The sequence below is a fragment of the Mesobacillus sp. LC4 genome, assembly GCF_053543455.1.
This window is the reverse complement of sequence record NZ_JBGCUB010000018.1, coordinates 1-18,652: the sequence shown is the minus strand read 5'-3', so window position 1 is coordinate 18,652 and position 18,652 is coordinate 1. Positions and strand designations below refer to the sequence as shown.

The following is an 18,652-nucleotide window of genomic DNA, read 5'->3' as shown; positions in this document are numbered from 1 at the left end:
TTTTCCTCCTCGTTTTGTCCGAAGTTAAAGTTCATATCAAACCTGGTTTCAAATGATCTATAATATCCTCCTATACCCTATCCCCCCAAATAAAAAAACCACTCCAATCGAGGAGTGGCTTCCGTTTATTCTGCTTTAAAGTTCAATTCCAGGTTCTCGGGACGGTCTTCTGGTCGGATTTCATCAAGGGGCACATAAACTTGAATGTGCCTGAACAGGTTTTCGAATTCAGCTGGCAGGTTGCCGCCGTATTCGCCGTCAAGGTTCAATTGGACCGTTTCCTTCGATTGGACCTTGATACGGTTTGCCTGTGTATAAATCACACCTGGGTCATTGATATGCTCACCGCGGACTGCGAGCGAGGCGATCCTGATAAAGTCCGCCAAGTTTGTCTTTTTCAAAATCAATAATGAAAATAATCCATCATTGATTGAAGAGTTTGGTGCCAGACGTTCGAAACCTCCAACAGAATTCGTCAGTCCGACAAGAAACATCATGACTTCGCCTTCAAACAGCTTTCCATCATACTCAATGCTTACCTCAGAAGCACGGATGGATGGCAGCATCTCAATTCCTTTTAGATAATAGGCGAGCTGTCCTAGCATTGTCTTGAGTTTGCTTGGCACTTCATATGTCAGCTCCGTCAGTCTGCCGCCGCCTGCAATATTGATGAAATATTTATCGTTGATCCGGCCTACATCGACCGGAATTGTTTCGCCTTTAACAATGATGTCGACCGCAGCCTCGATATCCCTTGGGATATGGAGTGCTCGTGCAAAGTCATTCGTTGTGCCGACCGGAATCACCCCGATTTTCGGGCGATATTCCTGTTCAGCGATTCCATTGATCACTTCATTGATCGTGCCATCTCCGCCAGCCGCAATCACCAGGTCATAGCGTCGCTCGACCGCTATCCTTGCTGCCTGCGTCGCGTCCCCCTCGCCTGTCGTTGCATGGCATGAAGCCTCATAGCCGGCATTCTCCAGCTTAACCAGGACCTCAGCAATATGCTTTTTAAATGCTTCACGACCTGAAGTCGGATTATAAATGATTCTTGCTCTTTTCATACCCATCATCCTACTTAATATCGTATTATATTCCATTCTTTTACATCATAGCCCATTATGGATATCCAGGCAATTACCTCAATATCAATTCTACCGGATATATCATAAACGATTTTCTCTCCATTTGCCAAAAAAGTCTCACCATTTATCTAAAATGTTAACTATCGTATTTTTCGAAAAACTCTTCCATTCATGCACATTTTTTTTTACAATACAGAGAGAATGGTTACATAAATTGGAAACCCCTACCGGTTATATGGTGGTACAGATTTATATCCAATATCCGTTTTACAAACTGGACAATTGTACAAGCTGCCAATGTGTATTGTTCAACAAGGTTGAACACCTTAGCGGTTTGGTCACTCCTCACTTGCTTTTGCAAAAAAAATGCAGCATTTACGTGCCTTATATATAAAAGAGACGTCCTAAAAGGTATAAAAGTTCCCATGGATTTTTCCTGTACAGAATATCAAAAATCGTTAAAAAAACATTCTGACCATGACTATTTTAGAATAAAATTCTTTAACTAGATTAAAAGGGTGACACTATATGACTTGGATCTGTCTTTTGGCAGCATATTTGGTTGGTTCCATTCCTACAGCATTATTGATTGGCAAATATTTTTTCCATGTGGATATCAGGGATCACGGCAGCAAAAACCCTGGCGCGACGAATACATTGCGGGTCATGGGCAAGCGTGCCGCGATTGTCGTGCTGCTTGTGGATGTCGCAAAAGGGATGCTGGCGACTTCTCTTCCGCTGATTTTCGATACTCCTGTTGAGCCGCTATATGCTGGCTTGATTGCCGTCATCGGCCACTGCTTCCCGATTTTCGCCGGATTCCGCGGAGGCAAGGCAATCGCCACGACAGCAGGGGCGCTGCTGATTGTTGACATCGGAATGTTCCTGGCTGTATATGTGACCTTCTTTGCGGTCATTTTACTTACCAAATATGTTTTTATGGGTTCGATTTCGGTTGGAATCGCGATGCTCGTTTATTCCTTTTTCTCTCCGGAAATAGATGAACCATTCATCTTTACTGCTTTTATTTTATTTTTAATTTTCCTCCATCGTTCGAATCTGCAAAACTTTTTTGACGGCAAGGAACCGAAAATCAATGATAAAAAAGTGAAAGGTGACCGCCTTCCTCCAAAAGACCTTAAGATGTAGCGTTAACCATGGCTTTCTAGCCATGGTTCTTTTTTATTCTATAGGTATATTACTAAAGTAAAATACTATTTTCAGAATAGTATTTTTTGAGAAAAAATAGATTGTTAATCATTTATGCTAAATGATAGAATATTAATTGTATTAGCAATATTTTTTTAATATTTTTTCATCATAATAAAGGGGGAAAGATTATGTCCAATGAAATGTATCAAATCATTGCCATAGGGATATACATGGCCGCGATGCTTTATATCGGCTGGTATTCCTATAAAAAGACTAGCAATCTGACTGACTACATGCTTGGCGGCAGATCGCTTGGTCCGGCAGTCACAGCGCTAAGCGCCGGTGCTGCTGACATGAGCGGCTGGCTCTTGATGGGTCTTCCAGGGGGAATTTATGTAAGCGGTTTAGCGAATGCATGGATTGCCATCGGATTGACCGTCGGCGCTTATCTTAACTGGCTTTATGTAGCACCTCGACTTCGCTCATATACCCATGTGGCGAATGACTCCATCACGATTCCTAGCTTCCTTGAAAACCGTTTTAAAGATGATACAAAGCTTTTAAGAATTGTATCTGGAATTGTTATTCTTCTATTTTTTACTTTCTACGTTTCCTCCGGAATGGTCGCCGGAGCTGTTTTCTTCGAAAGTTCTTTCGGCCTCGATTATCATACCGGCTTGGTGCTCGTTTCCGCAGTCGTCGTTGCTTACACATTATTCGGCGGATTCCTGGCAGTAAGCTACACGGACTTTATTCAGGGAATGATGATGCTCCTTGCCCTCCTGCTCGTGCCGATTATCGGTTTTGCAAAAACAGGGGGACCTGCTGAAACGTTCGATACCATCCGTTCAATCGACCCGACATTGCTTGATTTATTCAAAGGCACGACTGTACTTGGTATCATCTCTACTGCAGCATGGGGTCTTGGCTACTTTGGCCAGCCACATATCATCACCCGCTTCATGGCAATCACTTCAATAAAAGAAACAAAGAGTGCAAGAAGAATCGGTATGGGCTGGATGATCTTCTCATTAATCGGGGCTGTCCTGACAGCTTTAATCGGCCTTGCTTATTTCACACAGAATCCTGATGTGAAGTTGGAAAACCCTGAGGCAGTCTTCATCGTCCTCGGACAAATCTTCTTCCATCCGTTGTTCGCCGGCCTCATGCTGGCAGCCGTCCTCGCTGCAATCATGAGCACAATTTCGTCCCAGTTAATCGTTACTTCCAGCGCACTGACTGAGGACTTATACAAAATTTTATTCAAAAAAGAGAAATCTGATAAGCAATACGTATTCTTCGGACGATTGGCCGTACTCGTAGTAGCGATCATCGCTGCATCACTTGCCTGGGTACAGAACGATACGATCCTTGGCCTCGTTGCATATGCATGGGCAGGTTTTGGCGCAGCGTTCGGACCAATCATCATCCTGAGCCTGTATTGGAAGAAGATGACCAACTGGGGCGCGATCCTCGGTATGATTGCCGGTGCCGCTACCGTTGTCATCTGGAGCAATGTCGGCTTGAGCGATGTGATGTACGAAATCGTTCCAGGTTTCATTATCAACCTGGTCATATCCGTTGTTGTCAGCTTGTTAACTTACAAACCAAACCCTGAGATCGAAAAAGAATTCGATATGAGTGTTGAAAACTTAAAATCTTAAAAAACGATGCCACAGAGATTTAAACTCTGTGGCATTTTAATTATGATTAAATAAGGTTCTTTTTACGATAACAAGCAATTGTTTCATGTGGATAGTCAGAAAAGTTTGATATTGCCGATAATGTAAAGTAAAAGCTCGATTCCTTCCATACAGAAAATTTCCGGAACCTCTTCAACCAATATCCTCTCTCAGATTACCACTCTCTCCAATCTTCCGTGATATCCTCATCAGGATCCAGGCCGGCTTCCCGCGCTTTCTCATCGATAAATCCAGCTAATTCTTCGCGTTCCAGTGTTTCTATGAAATGATCGTATTCTTCGTTGAGTCTGTTAAACTCGATTACGATTTCTTTCACCTTTTTCAAGATGGCTTTTTCCGTTGGATTTTCAATACATGGGTGTACTCCTTCAATCGATGAGTATATGTTTTTTCTGATACTTCGCCGTTGTCATCAATCCGTATTCTTACATTACCTCTTCAAAATTTTGAGCATTTCTGCTCAACCTTTATATGTTTTCAACCAGCCACTTCGTTTTCCTTCCCCGATAAGTAATGGCCACTGTTCTATCAGAAATCCATCTTAAATCGCCGAGATATTGAGTGAAAATCAGTTCATGCGGCCTCTCCTCGAGTACATTTTTGCTTTTTATCAATTCACCTGATTTCTTGTCCCTGATTTTCAGCATTGCATTAAAATAGTCTATGTCATGGGTACAAAACATCGCTGCCATATACTTTCTGTCTGGTGAGGATTTTTGGGTCCAAACGTATTCATTTATATAGTTCCGGTCTTTTATTTCAGCTGAAATCCGGTTGAAGACATTTTGTTCCCATGAAAACTCATTTGCAACTTTAATGATTCCCTCATCAATTTTTTCAAGAATAAGTGTTTTCTTGTCAAAATCGGATAAAGAAAAATATGAATCTAACGCCAATTTTACCGAAACCTCAGTGAAACCATCTGTGGTGGTCTGCACTCCATCGCTTGGAGATTCCATACAATTGATCATGATCTTTTTTGTCCTGTCATTTGGAAAGCGACCTAGTAAAAAAGTGTACAAACCCGCTATACACCTAACCTGGTCACGGAACAGCATTCTTTTCTGCTTCCAATTCTCTTCATAATCAAAGCGTATCGCTTCGGTCTCAGTAAGAGAATGCCTGGCCATTACCCTTTTGATATCTTCGTCTTTTTCTATATAAGGTAAATCCAAATCAATATCCCTAAGTAAAATAGAGGCCAGCCCCCTTTTGTGTTCTTAAGCTAATGATAGCACCAGCATGTTTGTAAGAATATGTATTTAAAGAACTATTTTTAAACAGACTTTCCCCCTTTCCCGGGAAATATCGACAAAAAAGCTGGCGAACTAATCGCCAGCTTTCGCTATTATCTTTTATTCAATTCTTCAACAAGCAATTTGTTCACGAGCGGCGGGTTCGCCTGGCCTTTTGTCGCTTTCATGATCTGGCCAACGAGGAAGCCTTTTGCCTTATCCTTGCCGCCTTTGAAGTCTTCGACGGATTGCGGGTTCGCATCGATGATTTCAGTGATGATCTTGAGCAGCTCGCCTTCGTCGGAGATTTGGACAAGTCCCTTCTCTTTAACGATTTTTTCCGGGTCGCCGCCGTTTTCGACCAATTCCTTGAATACCTGCTTGGCGATTTTGGAGGAAATCGTTCCGTTCTCGATCAGCTTGATCAAGTCGGCAAGCCCTTCAGGAGTCAGTGCTGTTTCATGCAGCTCTTTTGATTCTGCTTTCAAGTAGGCTGAGAATTCACCCATCAGCCAGTTGGACGCCTGCTTTGGATCGGCTCCTGCTTTAACAGCAGACTCGAAGAAGTCAGCCATCTCTTTCGATACCGTTAAAACTTCCGCATCATAAGCTGGCAGTCCCATCTCCTCGACATATCGCTTTTTCCGCTGATCTGGCAGTTCAGGGATTTCCGCACGGACTCTTGCCTTCCACTCTTCGTCGATGTAAAGATCCGGCAGATCCGGTTCAGGGAAATAACGATAATCGTCAGATCCTTCTTTTACACGCATTAGCAGAGTGGTATTCGTCGCTTCATCAAAGCGGCGCGTTTCCTGTTGGATCTCACGGCCAGCGAGGATTTCCTCTTCCTGACGCTTTTCCTCGTACTCAAGACCTCTGCGGACGAAGTTGAAGGAGTTCAGGTTCTTAAGCTCCGTTTTCGTGCCGAATTCCTTTTGCCCGACCGGCCTGATCGAGATGTTTGCATCACAGCGGAGTGAGCCCTCTTCCATTTTACAATCCGATACGCCCGTATATTGGATGATTGACTTTAACTTCTCAAGATACGCATATGCCTCATCCGGAGTTCGTATATCGGGTTCCGATACGATCTCAACAAGCGGTGTTCCCTGGCGGTTGTAATCCACTAGTGAATAGCCATTGCCATGCGTCAGCTTGCCAGCGTCCTCTTCCATATGGATACGGGTAATACCGATTTTCTTTTTATAGCCATTCACTTCAATCTCAATCCAGCCGTTCTCACCAATCGGCTTGTCGAACTGGGAAATCTGGTAGGCTTTCGGGTTGTCCGGGTAAAAATAGTTCTTGCGGTCGAATTTCGTATGCTCCGCGACTTCGCAGTTCAACGCCATAGCGGCTTTCATAGCGTATTCAACTGCTTTTTTATTCACCACTGGCAATACGCCAGGGTAACCAAGGTCAATCACGCTTGTATTCGTATTCGGCTCAGCACCAAAATGGTTCGGACTAGCCGAAAAGATTTTTGATTCTGTTTTTAATTCAACATGGACCTCAAGGCCAATTACCGTTTCAAACTTCATCATTTTCACCCCTTTACAGCTCAGGTTTTTGTTTATGGAAATCTGTTGCCTGCTCGAATGCATGGGCAACTTTATATACAGTGCTTTCATCGAAATGACGTCCGATGATTTGCAGGCCAAGCGGCAGACCTTTGTCAAAGCCGCAAGGGACCGAAATCGCCGGCACACCTGCAAGGTTGACCGGGATCGTCAGAATATCATTCGCATACATTGTCATCGGGTCTCTTGTGTTCTCGCCAAGTTTGAATGCCGGCGTAGGTGCAGTAGGACCAATAATGACATCATATTGCTCGAACACTTTCTCAAAATCCTGCTTGATCAGCGTGCGGACCTTCTGTGCTTTTTTATAATAAGCATCATAATAACCAGAGCTCAGCGCGAACGTACCAAGCATGATCCGGCGCTTAACTTCCTCACCGAAGCCTTCCTCACGCGTCATCTTGTACATATTGAGCAGATTCTCCGCGTTCGGTGAACGGTAACCATAGCGAACGCCGTCAAAGCGGGCAAGGTTCGCTGACGCTTCAGATGAAGACAGCAAGTAATAAGTTGCCAGGGCATACTTCGAGTGTGGCAGAGAAACCTCTTCCCAAGTCGCTCCGAGACGCTCAAGGATAATAAGCGCATCCCTTACTGACTTGCGCACTTCTTCGTTGACACCTTCGCCAAGATACTCCTTAGGCACAGCGATTCTTAAGCCCTTGATATCGCCAGTCAATGAAGCGATATAGTCAGGGATGTCCACTTTGGCAGAAGTCGAATCCATTTCATCGTGGCCCGCGATCGCTTTTAACAGAAATGCATTGTCTTCTACATTGCGAGTGATTGGTCCGATCTGGTCCAAAGAAGAGGCAAATGCGATTAATCCAAATCGGGAAACCAGCCCGTAAGTTGGCTTCATGCCAACCACACCGCAGAAAGAGGCCGGCTGGCGAATCGATCCGCCTGTATCAGAGCCCAAAGAGAACAACACTTCACCTGCGGCAACCGATGCAGCCGATCCGCCCGAAGAACCACCAGGCACCCGTTCAAGATTCCATGGATTAAGAGTCTTTTTAAAACCGGAATTTTCGTTTGAGGATCCCATCGCGAACTCGTCCATGTTCAGCTTGCCGATCGTCACCGTTTCCGCCTGTTTCAGCTTCTGGGTGACCGTCGCATCGTAAATAGGATTAAAGTTTTCGAGAATCTTGCTTGCTGCCGTTGTACGCAGGCCCTTTGTGACAATATTGTCCTTGATGCCAATCGGCAGTCCGTATAACTTACTTGTTGGCGAATTTTTGATCACCTTATCATCCAATGCCTTCGCCGCTGCCCTTGCGTTTTCTTCGTCCAATGTTAAAAATGCCTGGACCTTGCCTTCGACCTCGCCAATCCGCTTGAACGATTCATCAACCAGGTCGGACACGCTTAGATCTCTTTTATGTATAAGCTCATGAAGCTCCGATATCTTGTGTTCAAATAAACTCATCGCCGGTCCTCCTACTCCATAATTCCTGGCACTTTGATCTGTCCATCCTGGTGCTCAGGCGCATTCTTTAAAACCTCTTCACGCGGAAGGCCCTCTTTTGCACGGTCCTCACGCATGACATTCTTTATTTCAAGCACATGTGCAGTGGGCTCAACATTATCCGTATTCAGCTCATTCAACTGCTCAGCATATGTAATGATTTTATCCAGTTGGTCCGTCAGCATTTTTGCTTCATTTTCCGTAATTGCCAATCTCGCCAGGTGTGCGACATGCTTCACCTGTTCCTCAGAAATCCTTGACATAAAAGCACCTCCATTGTAAATCGTCAGACAATAATAATACTGATCATAGCAAAGTTTTCCACGTTAAAGCAATACAAGCCTTGCTGTTTGTACTATTTTAACAGAAGCAGAGGACGATCGCAGAATTATAAAACATTTTCGGTAATGATATTTGTTTGTTGTTCATAAACAGCGGGAAGGTATAGCCAAAGGAGGTTTAAAGAACTTGGCTATCTTAACTTTTTTCCTGGTCATCCTGTTAGCAGGAGTTCATCTATCGGTAAAATACTACTCCAAATTGATGGAGCAGCCGCGTAAGCCAATTCTCAGCTTCGCCGGTGGCGCATCCATTGCCTATGTAATCGTGCATCTTCTGCCTGAATTCCAGAAGGTGCAGAAGGAGTTTAATAAGCTAATACACATCCCAAAACATTATGAGGATTATAGTTTGTACCTGATTGCGACAATTGGCTTCATCGTTTTTTATTCCATAAATCATTTTGTAAAAGCATCTGAACAGAACAGCCCCCATCTTTCTGTCTTTATTTATCATATTGGAGCATTTGTCCTCTATAATTCGTTCATTGGCTATTACCTGATTAAAGGTTTGAAGCAGGAACCTAAAGCAGTGGTCATATTCACAGCAGTTTTCACCTTGCATCTTATGATTAACGATGTCGGACTTCGGCTTGACCACAAAAAGCGCTATGACCCATGGGGTTCGCTGATCCTCGCAGTTTCTGTAGTCGGGGGATGGCTGCTCGGCTTCTTCTTCACACTCTCTACCTTCATTTTCGCCCTGTGGTTCAGCTGGCTTGCAGGAGGAATCTTATTGAACACCATTAAAGAAGAACTGCCAAAAGAACGCAAAAGCAAGCTGCTTCCGTTCATTTTAGGAGTTGCAGCTTCAACATTATTGTTCATATTAATTTGATACATCCTAGTTTCATAAAGACTCAGCGAGTATAATTATAATAATTACCTAAAGTAGAGGCGTGATGTTCCATTCTACATTTTATTTTCGATTTAATCAGCGACCTATTTGCGAGTGCAGGACAAAGCGGTTCCATAAACACGCAAAAAGTGGATCAGAATATCGCAAGATTGAATGAGCATGAATGGTTCAATGACATATATACAAATGAAAAGTACCGCCGTTTATTTTTTGTAAACCGCCATGTCAGGGGGTATCTGCAAAGCTCCTTCCGCGTTAACAAAATGATTCGCGATTTAGATGCCCGGGAAAAATTTTTTCGATTATTGGACAAACAACTAGAATAGGGGATGGAATACTGCTCCATCCCCTGCCCCATTGCAGGCATGCCTATGATATTGAAAACTCGAGGAAATTCTCAAATGTGTTATTTTCCATGAGTCGAATGCTCACTGATTCCCAAGGCCATTTTTAAATACTGTACAAATAAGATGGATTGCTCTTTGATTTTCAAATCTTCTCTCGATAACATCGCGTCCTCCACCGCTAGGCCGTCAATGAACGCAATGATCGAGCGCGCAATGATTTCATGATCAAACCTCGTGCTGAATTCACCATTTCTTTGCCCGTCTTCGATAATATTGGCATAAATACTCAAGCCATTATTGTATCGTGTTTTTCCGTATGCTCTCCTGTGCTCATCATTTCTTCCGATGATAAAATACTCAAGTTTTGCCGGGGCTAAAGGATCCATTTCATCATCAGGCTCCCCGCCCTCGCCAAAGATGGTTTTCATGAGCATATCCCAATAAGATGTCGCATTTTCCTTTAACATCTCCAATGTCTCATCCAATTCCAGCGATAAGCCTTCTTCAAGAATCGTTTCGAACACTGCCTCTTTATTTGAAAAATATTGATACAGCCCGCCTCTGCTGACATTCGCAGCGTCCATGATGTGCTTCATCGTGGCCCGCTCATATCCATATTCAATGAATACTTTCTCTGCTGCTTTCAAAATTTCAGCTCGACGCTGTTCCATGTGCTCCTGACTGACCTTCGGAGACATTGACTCTCCCCCGTTCTATTTTACTTTTAAAAATCAGACCAACCACCGAGACTGCAACCAATAAGAGGCCTGTTATCACAAATGTCGGAACTACTCCCAGCATAGTAGCAAGCAATCCTCCAACCAATGGTCCGATGATTGTTGCAGTGGTCGTTACACTATTTAATACACCAAAAACCCTGCCTGTCATGTGTACCGGAGTGTCGGTTTGGACAGCAGCCTGGAAAGGAATGAACACCAAACCGACAGAAAACCCGCCAAACAACCCAAGAATAGGTCCCCATAACATTGGCAACTCTATATCAAATACTGTCAATACAGCCATCATACTAAAACTGAGCCCTATTCCACAAACTCCAATGAACATCAAAATCAGGGCATTGTAATCTGTTTTCTTAGCCAACACCATTCCCGTAAAGAACATTCCGAGTCCTGAAGCTGTAACGATATAACCAAAGAGATCCGGTGAAACATTCGGCAGTTCCCTTAGCAATACGATGATTTGGGAATCTGAAAGCTGTAAAATCAACAAGCTTACCCCTAACACCAAAACCCCCACGATTAAAAAGCGATTTCCTTTAATGAACCTGATGCCTTCCAAGAAATCCTCTTTAAACGAAGCTTCCTTCGGTTCCTCCGAATCGTCCTTTATTGGCACCACTGCCTTTGGCAATGCAAGAAGCAGGAGAGCTGAGAGGACAAAAGTTCCAGAGTCGATAAAGAAAACCAGCTGGGTGCCAAAAGCTGAGACCAACACTCCGCTCAACAATGGCCCGAGCACCTTCGTTCCTGAATCAATCATGGAAGTAATCGACATGGCGCTTTTCATATTATCCTGATTTATAATCTCCTTAAGCTTGCCGTTCTTTGCCGGGACAAATATAGCTGAAAGCATTCCGATCATGAACAAGCAAATATAAACAGTCCAGAGTGAGTTGGCAAAAGCTAGAATCAGAATAAGGCCTGCTCTCACTAAGTCTGAAACAATCATTAATGCTTTTCTATTAAACCTGTCAGCAATCGTTCCGGTAAAAGGTCCAAGCAGCGCCATTGGCACCGCCAAACAAAGGATAATCATCGACACCTCCATTGGAGATGCCTCCCACTTCAATCCAACCATCGTTATGATCGCAATGACACTCAACCAGTCACCAACACTGGATATTAACTGTGCTAGCATCAATGTAATAAACGCTTTGTTTTTTGAAAGACCATTCATCATAATCCCTCCATTTTTAAAACGACGTCAGTGTCGTTTTTCTTAATTTTATTATAACGACACTGATGTCGTTTTTCAACCACCTTTATAAAATTTGGGCTGTTTTTTTAAAGTAATTGAAATGGAGGCAAAAAAAGAGGCAACCTTAAAGGCTGCCTCCCGTCTCTATTTTCCAAATAACTTCCCAAACCCAGATAAGAAACCCTTTTTCTTGTTGGCTTGAGCCGTCTGGATCACCGGTTTCTTTTTACCAAGATAAATCTCCTCTTTATCAATCGCATGGTTATGGGCCAAAACAAGTCCGAGCTCGGAGTCATAATCCTTGTTTGTCACGATTGTGAACTCAATGCCCCGCTTTTCAGCCGCTTTAATGTATTCTGATAAATAACGATATGATATATGGCCATTTAAAAAGAGGTGGGCTTCACGATTTTCATCCATAAGCTGCTCGACTTCAGGCTCAACACCCTTCCTCATCACCTCGCCCTGCGTAAGCGCAATGACCACCCGTTCCCTCAGTGTCGTAAGGAAACGCCGTCTCTCATCAGGCTTCGTCTGTTTTGCACCATGGATTCCCTGCTGCAGATAATCATCCAGTTTGCTATCGCTCAACTTAGTCACCCCTGTGTTTTACAAACTTTTATAACTTATATTTTACCGTATTCACCGTTTTCCAGGTTGAGACGGCACTAAAAAACTCCATTTCTATTCCCTTTCAGGCTCTTCCACCACTCATTCGGGCACTGAATCAATATCTTGAAACCTTTCTGCTTCACTTACTAAAACCACTAATACTACTATGTATGAATACGCCCAAATGTCTGTGCTAGTTTAAGGTTATCCTATTTTGCGCAAAAAAAACCTTCTCTTCAGTTCGAAGAGAAGGACACAAATAGGAGAATGCAAGGTTAAAAACCAAAAACTAATATGGTAAATCTTCGCCTGAGTTGGAGGGCCCAGGCGAAGAGACAACCCGTAATCAGGAAGTGGTAAACTGTGCTTCTTCGGTAGAGCCTTTTAATGCGGTCGTTGAGGAAGTCCCTCCGGAAATGACCATTGATACATCATCGAAGTAGCCTGTTCCTACTTCGCGCTGGTGTCTTGTAGCTGTGTAGCCGTATTGTTCGCTATCGAACTCAGCTTGCTGCAGTTCGGAGTAGGCAGCCATGCCGCGCTCTTTGTAGCCGCGAGCCAGTTCGAACATGCTGTGGTTCAATGCGTGGAAGCCAGCAAGTGTAACGAACTGGAACTTGTAGCCCATTTTGCCAAGCTCGACTTGGAATTTCGCGATCGTCTCGTCATCCAGCTTCTTTTTCCAGTTGAATGAAGGCGAGCAGTTGTAAGCAAGCAGCTTGCCAGGATACTTCTCGTGGATCGCTTCAGCAAAACGGCGGGCTTCATCCAGATCAGGCTCAGAAGTTTCACACCAAACAAGGTCAGCATATGGAGCATAAGCCAAGCCGCGCGCAATCGCCTGGTCAAGGCCAGCCTTCACACGGAAGAATCCTTCAGGAGTCCTGTCACCTGTGATGAACGGAGCATCATATGGATCGACATCGCTTGTGATCAAATCTGCTGCATTCGCATCAGTACGCGCCACAATCAGGGTTGGCGTTCCCATGACGTCTGCCGCAAGTCGGGCAGCAATCAAGTTACGGACTGCTGTCTGTGTAGGAAGCAATACCTTTCCGCCAAGGTGTCCGCATTTCTTTTCAGAAGATAGCTGGTCCTCAAAGTGAACGCCTGCTGCGCCAGCTTCGATCATACCCTTCATCAATTCGAATACATTCAGCTGTCCGCCAAAGCCTGCTTCTGCATCCGCCACGATTGGTGCGAACCAGTCGATGGAATTGTCTCCTTCTCCATGAGTGATCTGGTCAGCACGCTGCAGTGCCTGGTTGATACGCTTAACAACAGCCGGAACGCTGTTCGCCGGGTACAAGCTCTGGTCAGGATACATATTCCCGGAAAGGTTAGCGTCCGCTGCAACCTGCCATCCGCTCAAGTAGATTGCCTTAAGGCCAGCTTTTACCTGCTGGACAGCCTGGTTGCCAGTCAAAGCACCAAGAGCGTTAACGAAATCTTCCTCATGTACCAGCTTCCACAGCTTTTCTGCACCGCGGCGTGCCAGTGTATGCTCAATATCGATCGAACCGCGAAGCTTGATAACATCCTCCGCAGTATAAGTTCTTTCCACACCAGCCCATCTGCTATCCATTTCCCAGCTTTCCTGCAATTGCTTTACACGATCTTGAGTCATTATTTGTTCCTCCTAATGTTTGTTTTTATAAGAATCTATCAATCTATTAAGCTAAAGCCTGATAGCCAGGCAGTGTTAAAAATTCAACGAACTCATCATTTAAAATCAATTCATCAAACATTTCTGCTGCCTGCTCGAATTTCCCATTTTCAAATACCGCTTCACCGACTTCCAGCTTGATTTTTTCAAGCTCCTCTTCCTTCAGCTCATGGTACATTTCAACCGTCACTTTGCGGCCATCTTCCAGAGCTCCTTTTGGATGGCGAATCCATTGCCATAGCTGCGCACGGGAAATCTCGGCTGTTGCGGCATCCTCCATCAGGTTATGGATCGGCGCTGCACCGCGGCCATTCAGCCAGCTAGCCACATACTGGATTCCGACATTGATGTTCATCCGTACACCGGTCTCTGTTATAGTCCCCTCTGGTACAGCAAGCAGATCATCTGCCTTCACTTCAACATCCATCTGCTTTCCTGATTCAATCTGGTTCGGTTCCGGCATTTCCTTGTTGAACGCCTCAAGGGCTACTGAAACCAAACCTGGATGCGCTACCCATGTGCCATCATGGCCGTCTCGGGCTTCGCGTTCTTTATCCGCACGTACCTTGGCGAATGCTTCAGCATTTGCTTCCTCGTCATTCTTGATTGGGATTTGTGCTGCCATTCCACCCATTGCCGGTGCCTTGCGGCGGTGGCAAGTCTGGATCGTCAGCAACGAGTAGGATCTCATGAATGGAACCGTCATCGTAACCTGGGAGCGATCCGGTAAAATCACATCATCCTGTGAACGAAGTTTTTTCAGATAGCTGAAAATATAATCCCATCGCCCGCAGTTCAATCCAGCGGAGTGCTCTTTCAGTTCATATAGAATCTCATTCATTTCGAATGAAGCCAGGATCGTTTCAATCAAAACAGTTGCTTTAATCGTTCCCTGTGGAATACCAAGATGATTCTGTGCATATACGAACACATCGTTCCATAGGCATGCTTCAAGGTGGCTCTCCATCTTAGGAAGGTAGAAGTATGGGCCTGTGCCCTGCTCTACCAGCTTTTTCGCATTGTGGAAAAAGTACATCGCGAAATCGAATAATCCGCCGGAAATCGGGTTGCCATCGAGCAATACATGTTTTTCTTCTAGGTGCCAGCCTCTCGGGCGAACCATTAAAACAGCTGTTTTTTCATTCAGTTGATACTTTTTGCCATTTGGATTTTCAAAAGAGATCGTCCTGTTGACGGCGTCCCTTAGATTGATCTGTCCTTCAACAATCGCTTCCCAAGTCGGCGAAGTTGAATCCTCGCAGTCTGCCATGAAAATCTTCGCTCCGGAATTGAGCGCATTGATGACCATCTTCCTGTCTGTTGGCCCTGTGATCTCGACTCTGCGATCCTGCAGATCTTTTGGCAGTGGCGCGATTGTCCAGTCACTTTCACGGATGTGCTTCGTCTCCGGCAAAAAGTCCGGTAGCTTGCCTGCATTGATTTCTGCCTGGCGCTTTTCACGAGCTTCCAGCAGCTCTACCCGGCGCTCACCAAAATGCCTTTCAAGTCTCTCAACAAAATCAAGAACCTCTGGTGTCAAAATTTCTTCATATCCTTTTTTCATGCTGCCTATAATTTCAATTCCTGTAGTTTGTGTCGACATTTACTGTCTTCACCCCTTTGTTATAGTACAGTATCAATTACTCTAATATGTATTATATAACAGAAGAATCAGATTGCAACTATTTTGTTAAATTTTTCTGAAAAATTTTCAAATTAGTGTTTTAGCTTGTTATTCCATAAAAAGGTATTTGGTGCAATTATGCTAATGATCCGTGCAATTATGAAAGAAAGCGTGCGATTTCTCTCCTTATCGATTCAATCAGCGGGAATGGTGCAATCCTAGTATCTACCGTGCAATTGATGATTGAATAAGCAAGACAACACAAAAAAACCCCTGATCACAGGGGTTCTTCTGCATTCTTTTTCAGTATGAATTTTATAAAGAGAAATGTGAGGGCGGGTACAACTAAATTAGGCAGCAGGAATTGGATAAAGAATGATAGCGCATCTGTGAGTTGATTTGCCTGGTCTGCTTGAGGGATCAGGATTTGATTCCCTGAGGGGCCTTTTGAAAAAACGGAGTTAAAAACAAAGTTCCATCCTAAGTGGAGACCAATTGGGAGCATCATCGATTTTGTTTTATCAAAGGCATATGCCCAAACTAAACCAGAGAATGACGTCATCAGGAACACAACAAGCATCATAACAATATTTCCTAATACTCCAAAAGAAAACCAGTGATAGATTCCAAAGACCACTGCGGATAAAATGATCCCTGTCCTTGCGCCCCATTTTCGGATAGCGATGTAGAGAAGTGCTCCTCTAAAAATCAATTCCTCAAAGACAACAGACTTAACATTCCACCAGAGGAAGTTTAATGCACCAAGGACAGTAAGATTTTCATTCAGTTTCCAGTCGGTATTTGTCAGGGCGGAATCAACCAGTTGTATTACTGTACAAAGAATTGCGGTGAAAATGAACCCAAGAGCTAGTTGGGACATCCTTGATTTTGATGGTGTGATTCCTAATGCACCAAGGCTTTCCCTGTAAAAAACACGAAGCAAAATCCACGATATTATGAGCTGCACTACTATTCCAAGCAAAGCATCAACTCCCATTCGGATAATTTTACCTAATTATATCAAAGGACATATCATCACATTCCCTTAAATTGAAAAAATCCCCCTCTCAAAACGAGAAGGGGATTCCATTTCTATATTAGTACATTTCAGAAGTAGTCTTCGCTTGCATGTGAAGAAGCAGATAGTCTGGTCCGCCAGCTTTTGAATCTGTTCCTGACATGTTGAAGCCGCCGAATGGCTGGTAACCTACGATTGCGCCTGTGCAGCCGCGGTTGAAGTAAAGGTTTCCGACATGGAAATCTTCGCGTGCCTTCTGGATGTTTTCACGGTTACGAGTGATAACAGCTCCAGTCAGGCCGTATTCAGTGTTGTTTGCGATTTCAAGAGCATGGTCGAAATCCTTCGCTTTTGTGAATGCAACAACTGGTCCGAAGATTTCTTCCTGCATGATGCGAGCTTTTGGATCCACATCAGCGAATACTGTTGGCTTGATGAAGTAGCCTTTAGAGCTGTCTCCTTCGCCACCAGTCATCAAACGGCCCTCTTCCTTGCCGATTTCGATGTAGCTCATGATCTTGTCAAATGCACCCTGGTCATTTACAGGACCCATGAATGTGCTTTGGTCTGTTGGATCGTCAAGCTTAAGCTCATTTGTCAATTCAACGACGCGGTTAAGAACCTGGTCGTATACATCCTCAACGATAACTGCACGTGAACATGCAGAACATTTTTGTCCTGAGAAGCCGAAAGCAGAAGCAGTGATCGCTTGAGCAGCCAATTCAAGATCAGCGTCTTTATCGACAACCATTGTGTCTTTTCCGCCCATTTCAGCGATGACGCGCTTAAGCCAGATTTGGCCTTCGCTCAATTTAGAAGCGCGCTCGTAAATACGCAGACCCACATCACGTGAACCTGTGAAGCTTACGAAGCGAGTGTCTTTGTGGTCAACAAGGTAGTCGCCCACTTCTGCACCACTTCCTGGTACGAAGTTAAGGACACCTGCAGGAAGACCTGCTTCTTCCATAACTTCAACAAACTTAGCCGCAACTACTGGAGTTGTAGAAGCTGGCTTCAATAGAACTGTGTTACCAGCAACGATTGCTGCTACAGTAGTACCAGCCATGATCGCTAATGGGAAGTTCCATGGTGAAATAACGATTCCCACTCCAAGAGGAATGTAATCATAACGGTTATATTCATTTGGACGGCTGTTAACTGGCATTCCGTCTTTGATTTTTAGCATTTGGCGAGCATAGTATTCAAGGAAGTCGATTGCTTCAGCTGTATCAGCATCTGCCTCGTTCCATGGCTTACCTGCTTCTTTTGTTAAAAGTGCTGAGAATTCATGCTTGCGGCGGCGAATGATTGCAGCAGCCTTGAATAATACATCTGCACGTGTCTCAGGTTTTACTTTTCTCCAAGTCTTGAACGCTTCAACAGCAGCCTGCATTGCTTTTTCAGCTAAATCGCGATTTGCTTTTGAGACGCGTCCAATAACCTCTTCTTTATTGGATGGGTTGTAAGATACAATCTTGTCTTCAGTCGAGATTCTCTCTCCGCCGATCACCAAGTCGTAATCCTGGCCAAGATAGCCTTCTACAGTCTTTAATCCTGTAAGGTATCCTTCACGGTGTTCCTCATCTTTAAAATTCGTGAAAGGCTCGTGTTTGTATGGCTGAACCATTCTATCCCCTCCTATGTATTAAAACGTTTTCATTCCTTTCCCATTCTATCATGAGAGTCTTATAGTGTTCAATGACAACGTACTAGCAAGTCTTGGATTGCAAATTTTCTCATTATTTATTATGGCAATATTGTATTTCAGCCGACTTTTGGGCTTGTTACAGAGTTGGTCGATAAAATGGTGAAAGTGGTCGATATTTTATAAAATCCGCTGATATATTCGAAAATGTGGTCGATATATTTAAAAATGTGGTCGATATAATTTTATTTTCGCCAATAAAATGATTACAGTAGTAAAATCACACGAATAATCAGCAGGGAATCCCCTTAATCTAGCGAATATTTATCTATCATTTAAAAAAGGGGTCTATTTTACATGAGAAAACGGCATGAAG

At 44.0% G+C, this 18,652-nt stretch carries 15 protein-coding genes and 1 pseudogene; 3 read left to right on the top strand and 13 right to left on the bottom strand.

The window, feature by feature from the left end:
* Window positions 1–125: 125 nt before the first annotated feature.
* Window positions 126–1,067 (bottom strand): diacylglycerol kinase, encoded by a 942-nt coding sequence (locus tag AB5I83_RS23255; RefSeq protein ID WP_448978833.1) that lies wholly within the window; start codon window positions 1,065–1,067, stop codon window positions 126–128.
* A gap of 549 nt (window positions 1,068–1,616) precedes the next feature.
* Here AB5I83_RS23255 and plsY point away from each other — a divergent pair.
* Window positions 1,617–2,237, top strand: a complete 621-nt coding sequence (gene plsY, locus AB5I83_RS23250; protein ID WP_448978831.1) for a glycerol-3-phosphate 1-O-acyltransferase PlsY — start codon at window positions 1,617–1,619, stop codon at window positions 2,235–2,237.
* 191 nt (window positions 2,238–2,428) lie between these two features.
* Entirely contained in the window at window positions 2,429–3,904 is a 1,476-nt protein-coding gene (gene putP / locus AB5I83_RS23245; RefSeq protein ID WP_448978829.1) for a sodium/proline symporter PutP, read from the top strand.
* A 193-nt stretch (window positions 3,905–4,097) separates the two neighbouring features.
* Here putP and AB5I83_RS23240 read toward each other — a convergent pair.
* The 5 genes and pseudogenes from AB5I83_RS23240 to gatC all read right to left on the bottom strand — a co-directional run.
* A pseudogene (locus AB5I83_RS23240) lies at window positions 4,098–4,292 on the bottom strand (hypothetical protein); the annotation flags it as partial.
* A 118-nt stretch (window positions 4,293–4,410) separates the two neighbouring features.
* Window positions 4,411–5,118, bottom strand: coding sequence for a hypothetical protein (locus AB5I83_RS23235; RefSeq protein WP_448978827.1), 708 nt, complete (start codon window positions 5,116–5,118; stop codon window positions 4,411–4,413).
* 173 nt (window positions 5,119–5,291) lie between these two features.
* A complete protein-coding gene (gene gatB / locus AB5I83_RS23230) occupies window positions 5,292–6,719 on the bottom strand; it encodes an Asp-tRNA(Asn)/Glu-tRNA(Gln) amidotransferase subunit GatB (protein ID WP_448978835.1) in 1,428 nt (475 codons plus the stop codon).
* A gap of 13 nt (window positions 6,720–6,732) precedes the next feature.
* Window positions 6,733–8,190, bottom strand: coding sequence for an Asp-tRNA(Asn)/Glu-tRNA(Gln) amidotransferase subunit GatA (gene gatA, locus AB5I83_RS23225; protein WP_448978825.1), 1,458 nt, complete (start codon window positions 8,188–8,190; stop codon window positions 6,733–6,735).
* 11 nt (window positions 8,191–8,201) lie between these two features.
* On the bottom strand, window positions 8,202–8,492 hold the full coding sequence (gatC, locus tag AB5I83_RS23220; RefSeq protein WP_167832409.1) for an Asp-tRNA(Asn)/Glu-tRNA(Gln) amidotransferase subunit GatC: 291 nt from the start codon (window positions 8,490–8,492) through the stop codon (window positions 8,202–8,204).
* Window positions 8,493–8,697: 205 nt separating this feature from the next.
* On the opposite strand from gatC, the gene AB5I83_RS23215 reads away from it, so the two are divergent.
* Window positions 8,698–9,405 (top strand): hypothetical protein, encoded by a 708-nt coding sequence (locus AB5I83_RS23215; RefSeq protein ID WP_448978823.1) that lies wholly within the window; start codon window positions 8,698–8,700, stop codon window positions 9,403–9,405.
* Window positions 9,406–9,832: 427 nt separating this feature from the next.
* On the opposite strand, the gene AB5I83_RS23210 is transcribed toward AB5I83_RS23215, so the two are convergent.
* The 7 genes from AB5I83_RS23210 to pruA all read right to left on the bottom strand — a co-directional run bounded on the left by AB5I83_RS23210 (window position 9,833) and on the right by pruA (window position 18,258).
* Window positions 9,833–10,444 (bottom strand): TetR/AcrR family transcriptional regulator, encoded by a 612-nt coding sequence (locus AB5I83_RS23210; protein WP_448978821.1) that lies wholly within the window; start codon window positions 10,442–10,444, stop codon window positions 9,833–9,835.
* Entirely contained in the window at window positions 10,425–11,693 is a 1,269-nt protein-coding gene (locus AB5I83_RS23205; protein ID WP_448978820.1) for an MFS transporter, read from the bottom strand. The genes AB5I83_RS23210 and AB5I83_RS23205 overlap by 20 nt, the downstream gene beginning before the upstream one ends.
* A 162-nt stretch (window positions 11,694–11,855) precedes the next feature.
* Window positions 11,856–12,302: a YueI family protein gene (locus AB5I83_RS23200; RefSeq protein WP_448978818.1), complete on the bottom strand. Its 447-nt coding sequence runs from the start codon at window positions 12,300–12,302 to the stop codon at window positions 11,856–11,858.
* Between the two features lie 367 nt (window positions 12,303–12,669).
* Window positions 12,670–13,950 (bottom strand): isocitrate lyase, encoded by a 1,281-nt coding sequence (gene aceA, locus AB5I83_RS23195; protein WP_448978816.1) that lies wholly within the window; start codon window positions 13,948–13,950, stop codon window positions 12,670–12,672.
* A gap of 46 nt (window positions 13,951–13,996) precedes the next feature.
* Entirely contained in the window at window positions 13,997–15,592 is a 1,596-nt protein-coding gene (aceB, locus tag AB5I83_RS23190) for a malate synthase A (RefSeq protein WP_448978814.1), read from the bottom strand.
* 298 nt (window positions 15,593–15,890) lie between these two features.
* Window positions 15,891–16,595, bottom strand: coding sequence for a CPBP family intramembrane glutamic endopeptidase (locus AB5I83_RS23185; RefSeq protein ID WP_448978812.1), 705 nt, complete (start codon window positions 16,593–16,595; stop codon window positions 15,891–15,893).
* A 115-nt stretch (window positions 16,596–16,710) separates the two neighbouring features.
* Entirely contained in the window at window positions 16,711–18,258 is a 1,548-nt protein-coding gene (gene pruA / locus AB5I83_RS23180; RefSeq protein WP_448978810.1) for an L-glutamate gamma-semialdehyde dehydrogenase, read from the bottom strand.
* Window positions 18,259–18,652 lie beyond the last annotated feature (394 nt).

What these genes read in the sequence shown, in the direction of transcription:
- gatB (WP_448978835.1), bottom strand. Translation starts at nt 6,719, where the DNA reads ATGAAGTTTGAAACGGTAATTGGCCTTGAGGTCCATGTTGAATTAAAA.
- aceA (WP_448978816.1), bottom strand. Translation starts at nt 13,950, where the DNA reads ATGACTCAAGATCGTGTAAAGCAATTGCAGGAAAGCTGGGAAATGGAT.
- aceB (WP_448978814.1), bottom strand. Translation starts at nt 15,592, where the DNA reads ATGTCGACACAAACTACAGGAATTGAAATTATAGGCAGCATGAAAAAA.
- putP (WP_448978829.1), top strand. Translation starts at nt 2,429, where the DNA reads ATGTCCAATGAAATGTATCAAATCATTGCCATAGGGATATACATGGCC.
- AB5I83_RS23205 (WP_448978820.1), bottom strand. Translation starts at nt 11,693, where the DNA reads ATGATGAATGGTCTTTCAAAAAACAAAGCGTTTATTACATTGATGCTA.
- pruA (WP_448978810.1), bottom strand. Translation starts at nt 18,258, where the DNA reads ATGGTTCAGCCATACAAACACGAGCCTTTCACGAATTTTAAAGATGAG.
- gatA (WP_448978825.1), bottom strand. Translation starts at nt 8,190, where the DNA reads ATGAGTTTATTTGAACACAAGATATCGGAGCTTCATGAGCTTATACAT.
- plsY (WP_448978831.1), top strand. Translation starts at nt 1,617, where the DNA reads ATGACTTGGATCTGTCTTTTGGCAGCATATTTGGTTGGTTCCATTCCT.
- AB5I83_RS23210 (WP_448978821.1), bottom strand. Translation starts at nt 10,444, where the DNA reads ATGGAACAGCGTCGAGCTGAAATTTTGAAAGCAGCAGAGAAAGTATTC.
- AB5I83_RS23255 (WP_448978833.1), bottom strand. Translation starts at nt 1,067, where the DNA reads ATGAAAAGAGCAAGAATCATTTATAATCCGACTTCAGGTCGTGAAGCA.
- gatC (WP_167832409.1), bottom strand. Translation starts at nt 8,492, where the DNA reads ATGTCAAGGATTTCTGAGGAACAGGTGAAGCATGTCGCACACCTGGCG.